22 protein-coding genes are annotated in these 19112 nt (G+C 70.4%); 14 read left to right on the top strand and 8 right to left on the bottom strand.

What is annotated here, in order from left to right:
- Window positions 1-62: 62 nt before the first annotated feature.
- The gene (locus tag AB0I79_RS35160; protein WP_357882595.1) at window positions 63-617 is read right to left on the bottom strand and encodes a VanZ family protein; all 555 of its coding nucleotides are present in this window, start codon (window positions 615-617) and stop codon (window positions 63-65) included.
- Window positions 618-673: 56 nt separating this feature from the next.
- Complete coding sequence (locus tag AB0I79_RS35155) at window positions 674-1378, bottom strand: dienelactone hydrolase family protein (protein WP_357882592.1); 705 nt, start codon at window positions 1376-1378, stop codon at window positions 674-676.
- Between the two features lie 140 nt (window positions 1379-1518).
- On the opposite strand from AB0I79_RS35155, the gene AB0I79_RS35150 reads away from it, so the two are divergent.
- Genes AB0I79_RS35150 through kynU form a run of 7 tightly spaced genes read left to right on the top strand, consistent with a single transcriptional unit; the run spans window position 1519 to window position 7187 of the window.
- Window positions 1519-2928 carry an aldehyde dehydrogenase family protein gene (locus AB0I79_RS35150; RefSeq protein ID WP_357882589.1) on the top strand — a complete coding sequence of 470 codons (1410 nt, stop codon included), beginning with the start codon at window positions 1519-1521 and terminating at the stop codon, window positions 2926-2928.
- On the top strand, window positions 2921-3718 hold the full coding sequence (locus tag AB0I79_RS35145; RefSeq protein WP_357882586.1) for a fumarylacetoacetate hydrolase family protein: 798 nt from the start codon (window positions 2921-2923) through the stop codon (window positions 3716-3718). The genes AB0I79_RS35150 and AB0I79_RS35145 overlap by 8 nt, the downstream gene beginning before the upstream one ends.
- Before the next feature lie 23 nt (window positions 3719-3741).
- Window positions 3742-4152, top strand: coding sequence for a RidA family protein (locus tag AB0I79_RS35140; protein WP_357882583.1), 411 nt, complete (start codon window positions 3742-3744; stop codon window positions 4150-4152).
- The gene (locus AB0I79_RS35135; protein ID WP_357882580.1) at window positions 4149-4664 is read left to right on the top strand and encodes a 3-hydroxyanthranilate 3,4-dioxygenase; all 516 of its coding nucleotides are present in this window, start codon (window positions 4149-4151) and stop codon (window positions 4662-4664) included. Before AB0I79_RS35140 ends, AB0I79_RS35135 begins: the two co-directional genes overlap by 4 nt.
- Complete coding sequence (locus AB0I79_RS35130; RefSeq protein WP_357882577.1) at window positions 4665-4856, top strand: amidohydrolase family protein; 192 nt, start codon at window positions 4665-4667, stop codon at window positions 4854-4856. It begins immediately after the preceding gene.
- 13 nt (window positions 4857-4869) lie between these two features.
- Window positions 4870-5985: an ABC transporter substrate-binding protein gene (locus tag AB0I79_RS35125; RefSeq protein ID WP_357882574.1), complete on the top strand. Its 1116-nt coding sequence runs from the start codon at window positions 4870-4872 to the stop codon at window positions 5983-5985.
- Entirely contained in the window at window positions 5982-7187 is a 1206-nt protein-coding gene (gene kynU, locus AB0I79_RS35120) for a kynureninase (protein WP_357882571.1), read from the top strand. Before AB0I79_RS35125 ends, kynU begins: the two co-directional genes overlap by 4 nt.
- On the opposite strand, the gene AB0I79_RS35115 is transcribed toward kynU, so the two are convergent.
- Both AB0I79_RS35115 and AB0I79_RS35110 read right to left on the bottom strand, forming a co-directional pair.
- Complete coding sequence (locus AB0I79_RS35115; protein WP_357882568.1) at window positions 7180-7554, bottom strand: MmcQ/YjbR family DNA-binding protein; 375 nt, start codon at window positions 7552-7554, stop codon at window positions 7180-7182. The two genes, kynU and AB0I79_RS35115, sit on opposite strands and share 8 nt — an antisense overlap.
- Before the next feature lie 10 nt (window positions 7555-7564).
- Entirely contained in the window at window positions 7565-8608 is a 1044-nt protein-coding gene (locus tag AB0I79_RS35110; RefSeq protein ID WP_357882566.1) for a DUF2293 domain-containing protein, read from the bottom strand.
- Between the two features lie 92 nt (window positions 8609-8700).
- On the opposite strand from AB0I79_RS35110, the gene AB0I79_RS35105 reads away from it, so the two are divergent.
- The gene (locus tag AB0I79_RS35105) at window positions 8701-9504 is read left to right on the top strand and encodes an FKBP-type peptidyl-prolyl cis-trans isomerase (protein ID WP_357882564.1); all 804 of its coding nucleotides are present in this window, start codon (window positions 8701-8703) and stop codon (window positions 9502-9504) included.
- A gap of 86 nt (window positions 9505-9590) precedes the next feature.
- On the opposite strand, the gene AB0I79_RS35100 is transcribed toward AB0I79_RS35105, so the two are convergent.
- Entirely contained in the window at window positions 9591-10937 is a 1347-nt protein-coding gene (locus tag AB0I79_RS35100; protein ID WP_357882561.1) for an NERD domain-containing protein kinase family protein, read from the bottom strand.
- Window positions 10938-10998: 61 nt separating this feature from the next.
- Between AB0I79_RS35100 and AB0I79_RS35095 the strand changes: the two genes are divergently transcribed.
- The 5 genes from AB0I79_RS35095 (at window position 10999) to AB0I79_RS35075 (ending at window position 14109) form a co-directional block, all read left to right on the top strand.
- Window positions 10999-11616 (top strand): type 1 glutamine amidotransferase family protein, encoded by a 618-nt coding sequence (locus AB0I79_RS35095; RefSeq protein ID WP_357882558.1) that lies wholly within the window; start codon window positions 10999-11001, stop codon window positions 11614-11616.
- Between the two features lie 26 nt (window positions 11617-11642).
- Entirely contained in the window at window positions 11643-12059 is a 417-nt protein-coding gene (locus AB0I79_RS35090) for a MarR family transcriptional regulator (RefSeq protein WP_357882692.1), read from the top strand.
- 330 nt (window positions 12060-12389) lie between these two features.
- On the top strand, window positions 12390-12692 hold the full coding sequence (locus AB0I79_RS35085; RefSeq protein WP_357882555.1) for a hypothetical protein: 303 nt from the start codon (window positions 12390-12392) through the stop codon (window positions 12690-12692).
- Between the two features lie 342 nt (window positions 12693-13034).
- Window positions 13035-13337, top strand: a complete 303-nt coding sequence (locus AB0I79_RS35080) for a hypothetical protein (protein WP_357882552.1) — start codon at window positions 13035-13037, stop codon at window positions 13335-13337.
- Window positions 13338-13806: 469 nt separating this feature from the next.
- Entirely contained in the window at window positions 13807-14109 is a 303-nt protein-coding gene (locus tag AB0I79_RS35075; protein WP_357882549.1) for a hypothetical protein, read from the top strand.
- A 146-nt stretch (window positions 14110-14255) separates the two neighbouring features.
- Here the strand turns inward: AB0I79_RS35075 and AB0I79_RS35070 are convergent, their stop codons facing one another.
- Window positions 14256-14780, bottom strand: a complete 525-nt coding sequence (locus AB0I79_RS35070; protein WP_357882546.1) for an NlpC/P60 family protein — start codon at window positions 14778-14780, stop codon at window positions 14256-14258.
- 428 nt (window positions 14781-15208) lie between these two features.
- On the opposite strand from AB0I79_RS35070, the gene AB0I79_RS35065 reads away from it, so the two are divergent.
- Complete coding sequence (locus AB0I79_RS35065) at window positions 15209-15559, top strand: STAS domain-containing protein (protein WP_357882543.1); 351 nt, start codon at window positions 15209-15211, stop codon at window positions 15557-15559.
- Here the strand turns inward: AB0I79_RS35065 and AB0I79_RS35060 are convergent.
- Window positions 15483-17723, bottom strand: a complete 2241-nt coding sequence (locus tag AB0I79_RS35060; RefSeq protein WP_357882540.1) for a terpene synthase family protein — start codon at window positions 17721-17723, stop codon at window positions 15483-15485. The genes AB0I79_RS35065 and AB0I79_RS35060 overlap by 77 nt on opposite strands.
- A gap of 10 nt (window positions 17724-17733) precedes the next feature.
- Complete coding sequence (locus AB0I79_RS35055) at window positions 17734-19110, bottom strand: family 2B encapsulin nanocompartment shell protein (RefSeq protein ID WP_357882689.1); 1377 nt, start codon at window positions 19108-19110, stop codon at window positions 17734-17736.
- Window positions 19111-19112: the final 2 nt, after the last annotated feature.

Below are 19112 nucleotides of genomic sequence, written 5' to 3'. Positions count from 1 at the left end.
CAGGCCATGGTCGTGGGCTGATTTTGAGAGGATCGTGCCCGAGTGGTGAATTCCGCGATGTTTTAGCTGGCCGTAATCATGGAACGATCCCGTCCGGTATCCGACCGGGCCCACCAGCGGCGAGTAACCAAAGCGAAGATCGCCGCACCCGTCGCATTGAGGATGACGTCGTCCACGGAGGACAGACGCCCCAGACGGAACGCGTACTGGAGGGCCTCGACCAGGACCGAAAATGCCGCCGCGACCGCCGCAACGCGGCCGAGTGAGGACATCGCGCGGCTGCGTACCGGCAGCAGCGCGCCCAGCGCCGCGAACACCAGCAAGTTGCCTCCCACCTGCACCAACACCGCTTCCCACGGTGCCTCGGCCAGGTCCGCGAGGTCGGTGAACGGCACGAGGTTCACCCCCGAGGGGCCGGCCGACGGGGTCAGGATCATCCATGTCCACGGCGCCGTCCCGAGCGGGATGCCGACGTCGGCGAGGGAGGCGCGCAGGGGCGCGGGATGGCCGGCGCGGGCGCGGTGACGGGAGAGAAGCATGATTGCTAGCAAGCCCAAGGGGAGTGCAAAGGTACCAGCAATAATGACGTTTCCCCACAATTCCCACGTCCGCGCCATTCGCCCAGCATGGCGGTTGATCTAGGGATACCGGAAGCTGTCCAATCGGACAGGTCTCACCGGGCGGGCAGATGCTCGTTCAGGAACGCGATCGCCACCTCCCAGGCGCGCGCCGCGGGCTCCGGCTGGTGGAACATCGGCGACTCGCTGTTGTGGAAGGCGTGCCCGGCCTCCTCCTCGACGTGCATGACCACGTTCGGCCGGCCCTCGGCGGCCTTCTCCACGGCGGCCACCCGCTCGCGCGGGATGTACGGATCGCTGCCCCCGAACACCAGCAGCAGCGGCGACTGGATGCGCTCCATCAGCCCGGTCGCGTCGGGCACGGCCGAGCCGTAGAAGGACAGCACCGCGGCCAGCTCGACCTGGGTGGCGAGCATGTAGTCCACGGAGCCGCCCAGGCAGAAGCCGAGCGCTGCGACGCCGCCGCTCACCTCCGGCATGGCGCTCAGGTGGGCCACCGTGAGCGCGCAGTCGGACACGCCGTGCGCGATGTCGAAGCCCTGGGACAGCTCGATCGCGGCCTGCGTGCCCTCGGGCGTGTGCTCGCCCAGCCAGTGCGGCTGCAAGCGCCAGAACAGATCGGGCGCGGCCACCACGTAGCCGCGGGAGGCCAGGTCGACGGCGACCTTCTCGATGTACGGTCCCACGCCGTAGATCTCCTGGACCAGGAGGATGCCGGGGCCCGAGCCGGAGTCGGGCAGCCACACGTGGACGTCGAAGGTGCCGTCGTGGGCGGCGATGTGATCTGTACGGGTCTGCATGTCCACCAGCATCGCTCATAGCGCGCGCCGCGTTCGGGCGAGACGATGCGATCGGAGGTTCCGTGTCCCGGAACATCCTGTTGTCCACGAGCCGCACAACGATCTATACCGGGAGGCGAGGGAGAAATGAGGAGACAGTTGTGCTGACCCATTTCATCGGTGGCCAGCCGGTGGCCGCGGGCAAGACGTTCCCCGTCCACGACCCGGTCACGGGCGCGGTGGTCAGGCAGGTCCACGAGGCTGACCCCGAGGTGGTCGACCGGGCGGTGCGGGCGGCGCGGGAGGCGGCCCGCGACTGGGCGGCGATGCCTGTCGGCGAGCGCGCCGGGTGGATGAGGAGGCTGGCCGAGGGCATCGAGGCCCGCTTCGACGACCTGGTCGCGGCGGAGATCGCCGACACGGGCAAGCCGCTGGACCAGACCCGCACCCTCGACATCCCGCGCGGCATCGCCAACTTCCGGGCCTTCGCCGAGATCGCCGCGCAGCGTCCGGAGGACGCCTTCCACCTGTCGGGCGTGTTCAGCTACACCGTGCGCAGGCCGCTCGGCGTGGTCGCGGTGATCGTCCCGTGGAACCTGCCGTTCCTGCTCATGACCTGGAAGCTCGCGCCCGCCCTGGTCTCGGGCAACACGGTCGTGGTCAAGCCGTCGGAGCAGACGCCGGGCTCGGCCGCCGTGTTCGCCGAGCTCTGCGCCGAGGCCGGCCTGCCGCCCGGCGTGGTCAACATCATCTTCGGGTACGGCTCCGCCGGCCAGCTCCTCGTCGAACATCCCTGGGTGAACGCCGTGACGTTCACCGGCTCCACCGCCACGGGCACGGCGATCATGAAGTCCGTGGCCGACCGGGTCAAGCCGATCTCGTTCGAGCTGGGCGGCAAGAACGCGGGGCTGGTCTTCGAGGACTGCGACCTGGACAAGGCGGTCGAGGGCGCGGTGAAGTCGGTCTTCACCAACGGCGGCCAGGTCTGCCTGTGCACCGAGCGCCTGTACGTGCACCGCTCGATCTTCGAGGACTTCTGCGCCCGGCTGGCCGCCCGCGCCCAGGAGGTGGAGCTCCAGCCCATGATCTCGGCGGAGCACCGCGAGAAGGTGCTCTCCTATTACGCCTTGGCCCGCTCGGAGGGAGCCAAGGTGCTCGCAGGGGGCAGTGTCCCCGTGTTCGGCGATCATCGCGATTCCGGTTATTTCGTGGAGCCGACTGTGGTGACAGGCTTGTCTGAATGGTCGAGGTTCAACAGAGAAGAGATCTTCGGTCCCGTGTGCCACGTCGCGCCCTTCGACAGCGAGGCCGAGGCCGTCGACCTGGCCAACGGCAGCGAGTACGGCCTGGCCGCCACGCTGTGGACCACGAACCTCGACCGCGCCCATCGCGTGGCCCAGCGCCTGGAGGCCGGGCTCGTCTGGGTCAACACGTGGTACCTGCGCGACCTGCGTACCCCGTTCGGCGGTGTGAAGCTGTCGGGCATCGGCAGGGAGGGCGGCACCCGCTCGCTCGACTTCTACTCCGAACCCACCACGATCACCATCAAACTGGAGCAGCCCGATGCATGACGAATGGTCCCAGGCAGTGGACGCGCGTTCCCAGGCGGCCGAGCGGCTGGCCGAGGCGGCGCGTACAGGCCGCCCCTGCGCGCCGATCAGGGACCTGGTGGGCACGGCGGCCGACGCGTACGCCGTGCAGGAGCTCGGCACCAGGCAGGCGCTCGACGCGGGGCGGCGGCCGGTCGGCAGGAAGGTCGGCCTGACGAACACGACGGTGCAGCAGCAGCTTGGCGTCGACCAGCCGGACTTCGGCACGCTGTTCGCCGACGCCTGTTACGGCGACGGGCAGCCCATCCCGCCGGACCGGTTCCTGCAGCCGCGGGCCGAGGCCGAGGTCGCCCTGGTGCTCGGCAGGGACCTGAAGGGCGGTCCGTTCACGGTGGCCGACGTGATCAGGGCGGTGGAGTTCGCGCTGCCGGCGATCGAGATCGCCGACTCGCGGATCGCCGGCTGGGACATCACGCTGGTCGACACGGTCGCCGACAACGCCTCGTCCGGCGCGTTCGTGCTCGGCGGCACGCCCGTGCCGCTGCTCGGGCTCGACCTGCGGGCGGCGCGGATGACGATGACGCGGGGCGGCCAGGAGGTCTCGACCGGCTCGGGCGAGGCGTGCCTGGGGCACCCGCTCAACGCCGCCGTCTGGCTGGCCACCCGCCTGGGCCGCACCGACCACCCGCTGCGGGCCGGTGACGTGGTGCTGACCGGCGCGCTCGGGCCGGTGGTGCCGGTCGAGCCCGGAGACGTGTTCGAGGCGCGGATCGAGGGCCTCGGCCCGGTGCGGGCGGTGTTCGGCAAGTGAGCCCCCAAGTAAGACCGAGGGCCATGCGCGTGCCCGGCAAGGCCACCCCGCGAGGCAGGTTCCCCCACGTCAAGCGGGCCGGAGACTTCCTGTACGTCTCGGGCACGAGCTGCCGGCGCCACGACGACACGTTCGTGGGCGTCGAGGTGGACAAGCACGGCGCGACCAGCCTGGACATCCGCGCCCAGACCAGGGCGGTCATCGAGAACATCGGCGACATCCTCAAGGCCGCGGGCGGCTCGCTGGCCGACCTGGTGCAGATCACCACGTACCTGGTGAACATGAACGACTTCAAGGGCTACAACGAGGTCTACGCCGAGTTCTTCGACGAGGAGGGGCCCACCAGGACCACGGTCGCGGTGCACCAGCTCCCGCACCCGCACCTCCTCATCGAGATGCAGGCCGTCGCCTACCACCCGCAGGAGATCTCATGATCCCGCCCATCGACTTCACCGCATGGATCGACGAGCACGCCCACCTGCTCAAGCCGCCGGTCGGCAACAAGGTGGTCTTCGAGGCGGCGAACGACTTCATCGTGATGGTGGTCGGCGGGCCCAACTCCAGGACGGACTTCCACGTGGATCCGTACGAGGAGCTGTTCTACCAGGTGCGCGGCAACATGCACGTCAACGTGGTCACGGAGAACGGCCCGCAGACCGTGCACGTCCGCGAGGGCCAGATGTGGCTGCTGCCGCCGCGCGTGCCGCACTCGCCGCAGCGGCCGGAGGCCGGGTCCGTGGGCCTGGTGGTCGAACGGATCCGGCCGGAGGGCGAGCTGGAGAAGTTCCAGTGGTACTGCATGGCGTGCGGCGCCCTGGTGCACGAGGTCGAGCTGCAGGTACGTGACATCGTCAAGGACCTGCCGCCGGTCTTCGAGGCGTTCTACGGCGACGAGAAGGCCCGCACCTGCGGTCGATGCGGCGCGCTACATCCTGGCAAGGGCTGAATGTCCATCGACGAGCGCGCGCTGCGGCTGCTCGTCGACACTCTCGGGGAGGACCATGTGATGCTCGGCAGCGACTTTCCCCACCCGCTGGGCGAGTCACCCTCCGGTGACCTGATCCGGCGTGCCCCCTTCCTGTCCGGCACGGCCCGCGCCAGGCTGCTCGCAGCCAACGCCGAGGCGTTCCCGGGCTGAAGGGAGCTCCCCCATGCGCGCACCCGTGCTGGGGCTGCCCGTGGTTGGCCTGGCGGTGCTGATGGCCGCCGGTTGCGGCGGGACGGTACCGCCGCCTGACGAGGACAGGCTCCCGGTCAAGATCGGCGCGATCATCTCGCAGACCGGCGTGTACGCCATGCTCGGCGACGACATGGAGACCGCCATGCGCCTCTATCTCGACGACCACGGCGGCCGCCTGGGCGGCAGGGCGGCCGAGCTGGTGGTGGCCGACGACGGGGGCAACTCCGAGCAGGGCAGGAAGGAGGCCAGGAGGCTGATCGACGAGGTGGGCGTGGACGTGCTCACCGGCCTGATCGCCTCACCCGTCGCCGTGTCGGTGGTGGACGAGGCCGCCGGCGGTACGCCTGTGGTGGTCGCCAACGCCGGCTCCGACGAGCTGGACGGCCCGAACGTCTTCCGCGTCTCCTACACCAACCGCGACCACGGCCACGCCGCGGGCCGCTACGCCGCCGAGCGGTACGGGCGGCGCGGCGCGGTGCTCATGGCCTCCGACTACTCGGCCGGCGTCGAGACGCTCGACGGCTTCGCCGAGGGGTACGGGGCCGAGCCGCTCAAGCGCATCCTGACTCCGCACGGCCGGGTCACCGACCTCAAGCCGTACCTCGACCAGATCCCGCCCGAGGCCGGGCTGCTGTTCGCGTTCTACGCCGGCGGCGAGGCGGTCGCGTTCGCCAGGACGTTCAAGCAGCTCGGCTACGACACCAGGATCGAGCTGCTGGCCTGCATGAACCTCACGGACGAGGACGTGCTGCGGGCCGTCGGCCCCGACGCCGAGGGCATCACGAGCGTCGGCATGTACTCGCCCGCGCTGGACAACCCGGACAACGCCGCGTTCGTGGCCAGGTGGCGGGCCAGGACCGGCGGGAACCCCTCGGCCGTGGCCCTGCAGAGCTGGGACGCCATGCGCCTCATCGACGCGGCGCTGTCCAGGGGCGGCGAGCTGACCCGCGCGCTGGGCGAGGTGGGCGAGCTGGCGGGCCCGCGCGGCACGTTCCGGTTGGACGCGGCGCACAACCCGGTGCAGAACTGGTACGCCCGTCAGTACCAGAATGGTGTGAATAGGGTGATAGCCACCATTCCTCCATGACGGGAGTGACCTTGGATCGCGACCAGTGCCTCGCGCTCGACGCCGCGGACCCGCTGCGGGAGTTCAAGGACGAGTTCGTGCTGCCGGAAGGGGTGATCTACCTCGTCGGCAACTCGCTCGGCGCGCCGCCCCGCCGGGCCGCCGAGCGGCTGCGCAGGACCGTCGAGGACGAGTGGGGCAGGCACCTCGTCGGCGGCTGGAACCACGCCGGCTGGTACGAGCAGCCGCTCACCGCCGGCGACCGGATCGCCCCGCTGATCGGCGCGGGACCCGGCCAGGTCGTCGTGGGCAACACCACCTCGATCGCGGTCTTCCAGGCCGTGGCGGCGGCGCTGAAGCTGCGGCCCGAGCGGCGCGTGATCGTCTCCGACACCCGGAACTTCCCCACCGACCACTACATCGTGCAGGGCCTGGCCTCGCTGCTGGGCGGCTACGAGCTGCGCGACCTCGGCGAGGGGTTCGACGACGCGGCCGTGGTGCTGCTGTCGGAGGTGGACTACCGGACGGGCGCCCGCCAGGACGTGCCCGCGGTCACCGCCGAGGCGCACGCCGCCGGCGCGCTCATCGTGTGGGACCTGTGCCACAGCGTGGGCGCCATGGAGGTGGACGTCTCGGGGGCGGACTTCGCCGTGGGATGCACGTACAAGTACCTGAACGCCGGTCCCGGCGCGCCCGCGTTCCTCTACGTCAACCCGCGCCACCAGGCCGCCGCCGAGAACGTGCTGTCCGGCTGGTACGGCCACGCCGAGCCGTTCGCGTTCGAGAGCGGTTACCGGCCGGCCGAGGGGGTGCGCCGGTTCGCGGTGAGCACCCCGCACGTGCTGTCGTTGGCGGCGCTGGACGCGGCGCTGGAGGTGTGGGAGCGGGTGCCGATGGCGCAGGTCAGGGCCAAGAGCATGGCGCTGGGCGAGCTCTTCGTGAAGCTGGTCGGCGACCGGCTGGAGCTGGCCTCGCCCGCCGACCCGGACGCGCGGGGCAGCCAGGTGTCGCTGCGCCACCCCGACGGGTATCCGGTGATGCGGGCGCTGATCGACCGGGGCGTGCACGGCGACTTCCGGGCGCCGGACGTGCTCAGGTTCGGCTTCGCGCCGCTCTACATCGGCTACACCGACGTGTACGACGCCGCGACCACGCTGCTGGAGGTGCTGGACAAGGAGCTGTGGCGGGAGGAGAAGTACGCCACCCGCCTGGCCGTCACCTGAGATCGAGCTCCTTGACCGCCCGCTTGGGCGCGATGGCCCGGTAGCTCTCCTCCACCCAGTCGAGCAGCACCTCGGTCTCCGGGAGCCGCGACAGGAATGGCACGGTCACCCAGCCCGCCTTGCCCAGCCCGTAGCCGCTGGGCCGGGCGCCCTCGACGGTCAGCGCGTGGCCGTGCGCCTGCGACAGGAGCTTCACGCCGAACGAGGGGTCCCACTTCTCGGTCTGCTCGTCGACGCCGAGGAAGAGGAAGACCTTCTTGTTGACCTTGATGACGGTGTCGCCCCAGGGATGGTCCTCGTGGGCCTCCGGCAGGCCGAGCGCGAACGCGCGCAGCTGTTCCCTGACGTCGTGCCAGTCGTCGCTCATGCTCCCGACCTTAGCCCGGACGGCGGAATTCTTCGAGCTTGCGTTCGATACCGGCCCTGATCCGCTCGCGGGCCTCCATCCGGGGGACGCCCGCCATGAGCAGGTTGTCGTAGTCGGTGTCGAGGTGGCGGATCGAGGCGATCACGGCGAGCGTGATCGCGTTCTCGTCGAGCGCCCTGGCCGCCGCCGACCTGCCCACCCGGCCGCTGCCGCGCTGGCCGGCGTGCTCGGCGATCTCCCGCGCCCGCTCGTCCGGACAGCCGGGGAACAGCCGGGCGATCTCGGCGGCCATCGCGGCCTGGTACTCCACGTCCTGCTCCGCCCTGCGCACGCGGTCGCGCTCGCGGCGGCGCAGCCGTACCTCCTCGTCGGCCAGGCAGCGCTCCTCGGCCGCGGCCAGCGCGGACTCCTCCACCAGCAGGCCCATGCGCTGGTAGACCTTGCGCCGCCGGTTGTACTGCACGACCACCGCGGACAGGCCGCTCTCCTGCTTGGCCCGGCGGCTGAGCGCCGCGTTGCCCGACGGCAGGAACACCAGGTGGTCCAGGTCCGCGCAGGTCAGGCAGTGCGGCCGGTCGTCCTCCATGATCAGGTAGGGGCCGGTGTCGCCGCAGGACGCGCACGTCCACGCCTCCAGCGGGGCCACCGCCACCAGATCCGGCGCCTTGCTCTGCGCCTCGGTGAGCCGGCGCACCCTGGCCTCGCTGAGATCGGGCGAGAGCCAGTGCACCCGGAACGGCTCCTGCTCGTGCCGGGCGGTGAAGCGCAGCTCGCGACGGTCGCGGGTGCCCGCCACGTACGGGGTGTCCACCGGCCGCAGCCCCCTGGCCCGCGCCCAGTCGCGCAGCAGGCCGGCCGCGGTGAGCAGGCGGTCCTCGTCCACGGCCGCCAGCTCCGCCAGCGTGGCCGCCCGGCCCTGCCGCCAGGTGTCCACATGCCTGGAGTGCAGCCAGCGCAGGCCCGTCACCACGTCGATGAACGTCACGTACTTGCGGGTGGTCAGCGCGATCTCGGCCGCCTCCGCGACCCGCCTCGCCAGGTTGGGCTTACTCACGGTTCAAGTTTGTCGTGAGATGGCGAGCCCCGAAGCTTTCCTTGGAACAGTTGCGGCAAGTAACTCCTCTGGATCTGGCCCTGGAGGAAATCGTGCGTCTGTTCTGGCCTGCGCTCCTCGTGCTCACCACCTCGTGCGGTGTGGCCGAGGAGGGCACGCAACCCGTCGTGACGGGAAGGTTCGGCAGCAAGCCGATCGTCTCCATACCCAAGGGCCAGCCGGGGCGCACACCGCGGATCACGGTCCTGTCGGTCGGCAGCGGGCGGCGTACGGTGCCGGGGGACGTGGTGCTCGCCGATGTTGACATCCGGCGCTGGTCGGACAACCGGCCGTACCTGAGCACCCACGACGGCAACCAGCCCACCACGGTCGTGTTCGACGGCAGGCAGGTGGCGGAGACGTGGCGGCAGTCGCTCATCGGGCGGCCGGCCGGCAGCCGCGTCATGCTGGTCAGCCCGGCAGGGGAGGCCTTGGGGCCGAACGTGCCGCTGACCGGCGTCTCGCCCGCCGACACGCTGGTGCTCGTCTTCGACATCCTGGGCGGCTACCCGCCCGACGCGCGCCTCGTCGGCCGCCCGCTGCCGGTCGTCCCCGCCGACCTCACGCCCGACGCGCCGCCGCGCACCCTGATCGACGGGTCCGGCCAGGAGGTCGTGGCGGGATCGAAGGTGGTCGTCCAGTACGTGGCCGCGTCGTGGCCGTCGAGGGTCGTGGTGGACTCCTCGTACCGGCGGGGCGGGCCCAGCGCGTTCACGCTGGAGGCGGGGTCGGTGCCGGCGGCCTGGGTCGGCGCGCTGGCCGGCCGGCGGGTCGGCAGCAGGGTGGCGGTGCCGTCGCCGGGCCCGCGGCCCATGCTGTACGTGATCGACATCCTCGACACGATCACGCGCGCGTAGGCCGGCGGCTCCCGTCGCCGCCCGGCCTGCCCTCGAGGCGGGCGCCGATCACGCCGGGGAGCGTTCGGCGGGGCGCGGCGGAACAGTCATGATCGCGACACGATGCGGCGGACGAACCGCCTGAGCCGGGAGCCCTGAGCGGGCGTGCTGCGCAGCATCTCCAGCGCCTCGGCCGCCGACGGGCGCTTGGCGGGGGAGTGGTCGAGCATGCGCCGCACCACCTCGGGCACGTCGGGCCCGTGGGCGTCGCCGCTGGTGGGGAACTGGCCGGTGAGGAGCTGGTAGGCGATGACGCCGGCGGCGTACACGTCGGAGGCGGTCGTCATCAGGTCGGCCCGCTCCTGGCACTCCGGCGCCACGTACGCGGCGTCGAGGATGTTGCCCAGCTCGTGGGCCACGGTGTAGTTGCGCGGCCCTGGCTTGGCGTAGTCGAACCCGGTCAGCACCGCGTGCCCGTCGTCGGTGACCAGCACGGCGGCAGGGGTGAGCGCCCGGTGCACCACGCCGTTGGCGTGGGCGTGGGCCAGCCCGCGCAGCAGGTCCTGGATCACGCCCAGCGGCGCGCCCTTGCCCAGCGCCAGGTGCAGCGCCTCGCCGTGGACGTCGTCGAGCACCAGCACGAACCGGCTCTCGTCGTCGATGGCGAAGAAGTCGCGCGAGCGCACCACGCACGGATGGGGCGGGATCCTGGCCAGCGTCTGGTAGGCGTTGGCGATGCGCTGCCGCTCGGCAGCCCGCGCCTGCTGGTCGGCCAGCGGATCGGCCTGGTAGACCCGCAGCAGCACGGTCTCGCTGCCCGGCAGCGTGACGTTGAACGCGCGGTACTCGGTGACCTTGGAGTCGCCGCCGAGCTGCTCCTCGACCTCCCAGTTGCCGTACCTGGGCGGGGCCGTGCTGCGGCGTACGGTCTGGTTGAGCGCGTCGAGGATCGCGGTGAGGTACGGCCTGGCGTCGGGGCTGCACCCGCGCCTGACCCGGGAGACGTCGCTCAGCGTGGCCAGCAGGCCGGGCAGGTCGGTGACGTTGACCGCGTCGCGCCCCGCGGGGTCGACCAGCTCGGCGTCGGGCGAGGTGAGCACGACCAGGCTGTCGACGTAGACCCGCTCCAGCTGGGTGGCCCTGGACACCAGCAGGCCCTTGAGCGCCTTCGCGGTGCCCCGCAGCTTGGTCACCGGCGATCCGAACGCCTCCCTGCGCGGCGGGAACCAGCGCGTGCCGGACACCTCGATGCGGCCCCGGGTGCCCTTGACGTCGACCACGACGAGCGAGTGGCCGGTCAGCACGATCAGGTCGACCTCGAAGATGTCGGAGCCGCGTGGGACCTCGACGTTGTGCAGCAGCAGCCAGTCGGCGGGCGCGTGGTCACGGAGATAAGCGATCACGCGCCGTTCGGCGTCGTTGACCGGACGTCCTCCGCCGACGATCTCTGCCATGCGGCCTATCCTTCCACGGTTATGAGTTGACAGCATGTTGTCGAAATGACAAGATGTTGTCATGCAGAAAATCGTTCACCACGCCGTTTACGACACGCTCGCCGACTGGGAGACCGGTCACCTCACGGCTCACCTGCGCAACGGCAACTACCAGCGCGAACCGGGCGGATACGAGATCGTCACCGTCGGCCTGACGACCGGCCCGGTCGTCAGCATGGGCGGCCTGCGCATCACCCCCGATATCGCGCTGGCAGACCTCTCCCCGGCCGACAGCGCGCTACTCCTCCTGCCGGGCGCCGACCTGTGGGACGCGGGTGACTCGCTGGCGCCGTTCGCGCGCAAGGCCCGCGAGTTCCTCGACGCGGGGGTGCCGGTGGCCGCCATCTGCGGCGCCACGGCGGGGCTGGCCCGCGAGGGGCTGCTGGACGACCGCGACCACACCAGCGCCGTGGCGCAGTACCTGGAGGCCCAGGAGGGGTACGCCGGAGCCAAGCACTACCTCGACCGCGACGCGGTGCTCGACGGCGACCTGGTCACGGCGGGCCCGACCGAGCCGGTGGCCTTCGCCAGGGAGGTCTTCCGCCGGCTCGACGTCTACCGGCCCGAGGTGCTGGACGCCTGGTTCCGGCTGTTCTCCAGGAGCGACGCCTCGGCCTTCGAGGTGTTGATGACGGCGTGAGCGAGAGCGGCGAGCTGTTGTCGGGGATGGCGCTGGGGGCGTTCCGGCTCAACGGGCAGTTCCTGCAGGTGGCCGAGGAGCTGGCGCGGCCGGCCGGGGTGACGGCCGCGTGGTGGCAGGTGCTCGGCGCCGTGCTGCGCGAGCCGCTGCCCGTCGCGGGGATCGCCCGCGTCATGGGGATGACCAGGCAGGGGGTGCAGCGCATCGCGGACCTGCTGGTGGAGCGGGGCCTGGCCGAGTACCGGCCCAATCCCGCGCACCGGCGGGCCAAGCTGCTGCAGCCCACGCAGGCCGGGCGGGAGGCGATCGCCAAGATCGACCCCGGCCACCAGGAGTTCGCCGACCGGCTCGTGGGGGAGCTGGGGGTGGAGGATGCCCGGCGGTGCCTGGAGGTCCTTCAGCGGCTCTCGGCCGCCCTCGACCGCCTGGCGGAGGATTCGTGACCCGGCGCCGGCGGCGAACCGCCGGCGCCGGCGAACTCCCAAAGCGCCGGTCGAACTTTGTCCAAAGAGCGGTGAACGAATTCCCCTGCGCGTCTCGCCGGGGCGTGAAACCGGTTGAATGGCGGATCGCCGAAGTCCTGTGCAGGGGCGGTGCCGTGGCGGGCCGGGAAAACCGACGCCAAAAAATAGAGGCGGCACTTTGACCTAGCCGAGGCCTTTCCGAGTTGCGGTTTTCGTCGCATCCCATGAGGGTTATTCGCGGCACCTCACAGCCCTGCACGAACGACCACGGCGCCGGAATTCCGCGCCGATCCACGGAGGAAAGCAATCATGATCCGTCGTATTCTGGCCGGTGCCGCTATCGCGGCCGCCGCCTTCGGGCTCCCCGCGACCACCGCGTCCGCCGACGTCGGCCCCAACGTGCGCAACGAGGGCGCCGCCATCCTCAGCCAGTTTCAGATCATCGACGATGCGCTGAACAAGGTGCTGAACCACTCGGCCAACGACATCGAGGTCCAGATTATCAACATCCTGGACGAGGTCAACGTCCCGCTGCTGAACAACAACCAGCCCACTGTCGGCAACCACAACAAGGACACCGACATCGACAACGGCTCGGCCAGCGCCGAGTAGGCCCAGGGCGTTCATGGGCGGAGGGGCGGCGGCCGGGAGCCATGACCCGGCCCCCCTCCGGCCCCGCGCGTATGCGAATGAGCCGGCGGTGGCGATCCGCGAGGCCATGGAAAGACTTAAGCGCCGTCGATGTTTCGGGTGGGCAACCGCGCTGCACGGATGCCGGTTTCCTGACCGCGAAAACCTGACACCAAAAAATCGAGGCGGCTTCTTGACCTCCATAAGGCCTTTCCGGGTTGCGGGCTACGCCGCCCGCCGCAATTGTTATTGGCGGCACCTCACAGCCCTGCACGAACGACTATGGCGCCGGAATTCCGCGCCGATCCATGGAGGAAAGCAATCATGATCCGTCGTATTCTGGCCGGTGCCGCTATCGCGGCCGCCGCATTCGGGTTCTCCGCGACCGCCGCGTCCGCCGACGTCGGCCCCAACCCGTACAACGGCGGCCAGGCCATCCTGAGCCAGTTCCAGATCATCGACGACATCCTGAACGACGTCGCCAACCACTCGCTGAACGACCTCGAGGTCGAGATCATCAACATCCTCGACGAGGTCAACGTCCAGGCGCTGAACAACAACCAGCCCTCCGTCGGCGACCACAACAAGGACACCGAGATCGACAACGGGCACTCCAAGTCCGAGTAAGTCTCGGGAGGCGGGGGAGGTGCGGCGGCACCGCACCGGAGCGGGCCGCGTGGCCAACCGCCCTCCTCTCTCCCAGGTGCACGAAAGAATCTGATCGTGGAGACTCGCGAGGCCACGGAGCGGCTTTCGGGGCACTGAGGCGTTCGGCGGCCGTACGTCCTCAGCGTGACCGGGCGAAGGTCACCTGGGGACGTACGGCAGACGCTTCCGCGCTTTGTGCCGGGGCCGGCCGGGAATATCGTGAGTGACACGGACGCCGATTTCCACGGACACCGATACTCAACGACGACTTCTCCGGTCGCCGAAATCCAGTGCCAAAGAATCCAAGCGCCTCCTTGACCTCCATGAGGGCATTTCGAGTTTGCCATCTCCGATGTCCGCCACGATCGTTGACTGCGGCACCTCACAGCTCTGCACGTATGAACACGGCGCCGGGAGCCCCGCGCCGATCCATGGAGGAAAAGCAATCATGATCCGTCGTATTCTGGCCGGTGCCGTTGTCGCGGCCGCCGCCTTCGGGTTCTCCGCCTCCGCCGCGTCCGCCGACGTCGGCCCCAACCCGAGCAACAAGGGCCAGGCCCTGCTGTCCCAGTTCCAAATCATCGACGACGCGCTGAACGACGTGCTCAACCACTCGGTCAACGACCTCGAGGTCGAGATCATCAACATCCTGGACGAGGTCGACCTCCAGCTGCTGAACAACAACCAGCCTGCGGTCGGTAACCACAACAAGGACACCGAGATCGAGAACGGCCAGGCCAAGTCCGAGTAGCACCCCTGGGTGGCCGGGAGAGCCGGCCGTGGTGACTCGCGAGGCCACGGCGCGGCTTCCCGGACATCGAGACGAACGGCGGCCGCACGTCCCCCGGCGCGCTTCGGGTGAGGAGCGCCCGAGGGGACGTGCGGCAGGCAGCCGGCTCACAGCTCCACATCGCCGCGACCCCGATCCGGCCGCACCACGCCGAGCAGGTCCGGCCTGTCGAGCGGGTCGATCCGCACGAGCGCGCCGGTGTACGGCGCGTGCACCATGCGTTCGCCGTCCAGGGCCAGCCCCACGTGCTCCGGCCCCGGCCGCTTCCGGTCGTTGTCGTAGAAGACCAGGTCCCCTGGCTCCAGCAGGTCCTCAGGCACCCGCACGCCCGAGCGCCACTGCTCCGTCGTGGTCGTGCCGATGAGGATGCCCGCCCGCGCGTACGCGTACTCGGCCAGCCCCGAGCAGTCGAACCCCTTGGTCCCGGCGCCCCGCCCGATGCCGTAGCCGGGCCCGTGCACCCCGCCCCCGCCCCAGGAGTAGGGCACCCCGATCATCTCCAGCGCGGCCCTCAGCGCGATGCCCCCTGACGCGGACGCCGCCGTCGCCGGCGCCGGCCAGGCGACGCACCCGATCGTGCACACGATGGCGCACGCCGCCGCCGCTTTCCGTCGAATCCCTTTCTCTTTCATGGCTTATCAGCGCTCCCGTTCCGAGCGGCGTCCGGGGGCATGACCGCCGACCTGTACGCAGTTGTCTTATCTGCGTCTTTTTCTCGCTTCTCTTGCTACAAAACGCCCTCTCATAGCGCACGCAATAAGCGGATATTTCGCGTTATTTGGCGGCGAGGGGCAGGCGGCCGACGGAGCCGGCCGCCTTTCGGGAGATCCTCGGTAAGCCGCTGACGCCACGCGTATGCCGGGAGTGCCGGTGCTCGGCTGAAGCCGCCTGGCGGAGATGTTCAGGATTGTCCGAAAAATCGGTCATTTTCCTACGAAAATTACATCGTCAAACATCTGTCGTGTAATCTGGACTCGGGTCAACGGCCGGCGGCGCGTGCCGGCGGCCATCCCGATCGGCAGGACGACCCCCAGAGCGCGTGTTGGGGGGTGCGAGGAGCGTGAGCGTCCAGGAGCAACTGCTCTACCAGGACAGGCAGCTGACCATCGTGATGGCGAAGGCGCCGGGGGTGCCGGCCGTCGCGCTCATCGGCGAGATCGACGCCTCCAACAGCCCCGCGCTGGCCACCACGCTGGCCGGCTGCCGCAGCCCGGCGCAGGGCGCCTACATCGTGGTCGACACCGGCGAGCTGCGCTTCATCGACGTCTCGGGGCTGCGCGTGCTGGTCATGCCCACCCTGCCTCCCTCACAGCGGTGGATCCGGCTGCACAACGTCACGCCGTACCAGCGGAGACTCCTGCGCATGATGGGCTGGTTCTACCAGCCCAGGAGCCACCACGTGCCCCTGTAGGGCCGATCATGGCGGCCGAGGTGCCCAGGCCGCTGGGCCCGCCGAGCCACCGGCGCGGCGGGAGGTTGTGACGCAGCAGCGTCGGCTCGTCGTAGCGGAAGCAGCCGCGGTGCCAGTTGAGTATCCCGGCCAGCCAGTTGTGCAGCTCGCTCACGTACGCGTCCACGTCGCGGCGCGCCTCGGCGTCGAGGCCGAAGTCGTCGCAGACGACCGGCAGCTCGTGCTCGACGATGTGCTGGAACTGCCGCACCCGCGACTCCTGCAGGTCCCTGACGATGCCGAGCGCCGTCGGGTAGTCGCAGTCGAAGAAGCTCTGCACCACCAGCACGCAGTTGTGCACCTCGCCCTCGAACTCGATCTCCTTCTGGTACGAGAACACGTCGTTGACCAGGGCCCCGGCGTCCATCATCGCGTTCTCCAGCGCCACCACGGGCCCGCTGGCGTAGAACTCCCCGGGTATCCCCCTGGCATGCCGCAACCGGCACAGGCTCATCGTGAAGTGGGAGCCGAAGGTCGCCCGGCGCATCTCCATGTAGTCCACCGGGTCGGGGACGTGCCTGCCGATCTCGTTGGCCAGCTCCCACAGCCAGCCCTCGCACATCTCCTCGATCGCCGCGCGCAGCTTGCCCCGGTCCTCCGGCGGCATCGGCCCGGTCGTGCGCGCCCACACGTCGGCCAGGCCCCGCTCCAGCGCGTTCGCGGGGGGCGGCGGAGGGGTGCCGTCGAGCGGCATGAACAGCCCGAACCTGTCCACCGTCACCTTGGCCGCCGACAGGTTGCGTGTCCGGCCGAAGACGACCGGGAAGTAGTCGTCCCCGTACGTCCCCCAGGCCAGCCAGAAAGAGGCCAGGTCCAGCTCCTCCGGCGAGGCGTCCGGATGCAGGCCCGCCGCGCACAGCGGCAGGTCGATGTCGATCAGCTTGGCCTCGTCCCACACGGCGGACCCGACCACCCCGTTCTGCGGCTCCAGCATGCCCATCGCCGCGCACCAGGCCACGACGCCCCGCCGGGCGGCGTCCAGGTGGGGCGAGAGCTTCAGGTCGAACGGCACGTGCAGCTCGGGGATCACCGACGGCCCCACCCGCTGGTGCGGCACGTGCGCGAAGTTCCGCAGCCGCTTGGCCCCCAGCAGATCGGCCAGCGACGACATGCCCAGCGGCCGGGTGGCCCGCGCCCGCTCGTTCATGTAGCGGCTGGAGCGCAGGTGCCACTCGTGCCCGCCCGACTGCCAGTCCTGCAGCCCCTTGACGTAGGCCAGCACGCCGGCCGCGCTGAGCGGATCGACGGCGTGCTCCACGAACAGCGGCCCCAGCTCGAAGACCGCCGTGTGCTCGAACTGCTGCATCCGCGAGGTCAGCAGGTCGTTGACCGCGTCGGCGGCCTCCTGCGTGGTGCAGCCGAGGAACTTCTCCAGCACCAGCACCCCGTTGCTCAGCTCGCCCTCGTCGCCCACCTCCCGCTGGTAGGAGAACAGGTCGTTACGCAGGTGCACGGCGTCGGAGAAGGAGTCCTTGAGCACGCGCAGCGGCCGCGTGGCCGCGAGCACGGCCGGCACCTCGGCGCGCACGGCGTGCTCGACGAGCCCCGCCGACCAGGGCGCGCCGCCGACCTTGCGGCGCATCTCGATGTACTCCACCGGGTTCGCCACCCGGCCGCTGTTGATGTTGGCCAGCTCCCAGAGAGACTCGTTCAGCAGGTTGCGCGTGCTCTCCGCGAACCGGCTCCGCCAGTCCAGGGACATGCTGGGCACCGTGCGCGGCCACAGGTCGGCCAGGCCCGCCTCGACCGGGTTGGTCGGCTCCGGCACGGTCAGGTCGGCGCCCATCGGCATGAAACGGGCCAGCCGGCTCAGGTACTCCTTGCCGCCCCGCAGGTCGCCGGTGCGCTTGAAGACCTCCAGGAAGTGGTCGTCGAAGAAGAAGACCCAGACGTACCAGTCGGTGATCAGGCCGAGCTCCACGGCGTCGCACTCGGGATGGGTGTAGGCGCACATCAACGGGTAGTCGTGGGCGTCGAGATCGGCCTCCTCCCAGACGCCCGAGCCTTCGAGCATGCCCATGTCGCGAGCCCACTGCTTGGAGTGCGCGCGTGCCTCCTCCAGATGCGGGTTGAGCCGGGCCGGGTACGGCACGTAGAAGTCCGGCAGTTCGAACGGCTGGGACATCATCACTTCCTTACCTGTTTACCTCGACGTTCTCCAGCGCCCCGAGCGCGTCCGGTACCAGGACCGCGGCCGAGTAGTAGGCGCTGACCTGGTACGACGCGACGGCTCTGGCGTCGATCCCGGTGAACTTCACGCTGAGCCCCGGCTCGCGCTCGTCGGGCACGCCGCTCTGGTACAGGCCCACCACCCCCTGGTCCTCCTCACCCGTGCGCAGGACGAGGATCGTGCTCGTGCCGTGGCGGGTGATCGGGATCTTGTCGCACGGCAGGATGGGCACGCCGCGCCACGCGGTCAGCCTGGAGCCGTCGAGCTCGACGCTGTCGGGGTAGACGCCCCTGGCGCTGCACTCCCGGTGGAAGGCGGCGATGGCCCGCGGATGGGCCAGGAAGCAGCGCGACTTCTTCCTGCGGCACAGCAGCTCGTCGAGGTCGTCGGGGCCCGGCGGGCCGTTCCTGGTGTACAGCCGCTGGCCGGGGTCGGCCTGGTGCAGCAGCCCGAAGTCACGGTTGTTGATCAGTTCGCGCTCCTGCGACTCGCGCACGGCCTGGATGGTCAGCCGGAGCTGCTCCTCCCTCTGCTCCATCGGCTGGTTGTACAGGTCGGTCACCCGGGTGTGCACGCGCAGCACGGTCTGCGAGACGCTCAGCTCGTACTCGCGCGGCCCCGGGTCGTAGTCGGCGAACGTGCCGGGCAGCACGGTCTCGCCCCGGTGCCCGGCGGCCGTGACGATCTCGGCCTCGCCCCACTTGTTCCGCGGCGCCGCCCGCCGGGCGCGGTAGCGGTCGAGGTGGGCGCGCAGCGAGGGCGACTGGCCGGCCACCGCGTGGAACTCCGCCCACGGCAGGGCCAGCACCGTGCACGTGGTGCCGGCCTCCAGCGTGTACGCCCACACCTCGCCGTCCGCGGGCAGGTCGGCGCCCGCGTGGTCGCCACCGGCCAGCGAGCCGAGCAGCACGCGGTCGCCGTACGCGCCTGCCTGGAGCTTGTCCGCCTTCCCGCGGGCGAGGAGGATCAGCTCCCGCGCCGGCCGTCCGGCCCGCACGATCGTGTCACCGGGTGCGAACTCCCGCTGCTCGAACAGCCTCGCCAGGCTGTCGAGCACGCGGTCGTCCTGGAGCCCGTGCAGCGGCGGCAGCTCGGTCAGGCTCGGCGGCACCACGCGGACCCGGGCCCCGGTGTTGGAGAAGCCGACCCGGCCGCCGCCGACCCGGTACGTCAGCCGCCGGTTCACCCGGTAGACCGCGCCCGCGACGCTCACCCACGGAAGCACCCGGAGCAGCCAGCGGGGGGAGATCTCCCGCATCTGCGGGGGTGTCTTGGTCGTCGTGGCGAGTCGCCGCGCCGCCCCGGTGCCGAGGCTCAGCCGCTGTTCGGACTCCAATGACATGG

It is taken from the genome of Nonomuraea sp. NPDC050202 (genome assembly GCF_040656115.1).
Taxonomy (GTDB): Bacteria; Actinomycetota; Actinomycetes; order Streptosporangiales; family Streptosporangiaceae; genus Nonomuraea.
Note: the sequence above shows the minus strand (reverse complement) of the source record. Positions and strands in the feature narration are given on the sequence as shown.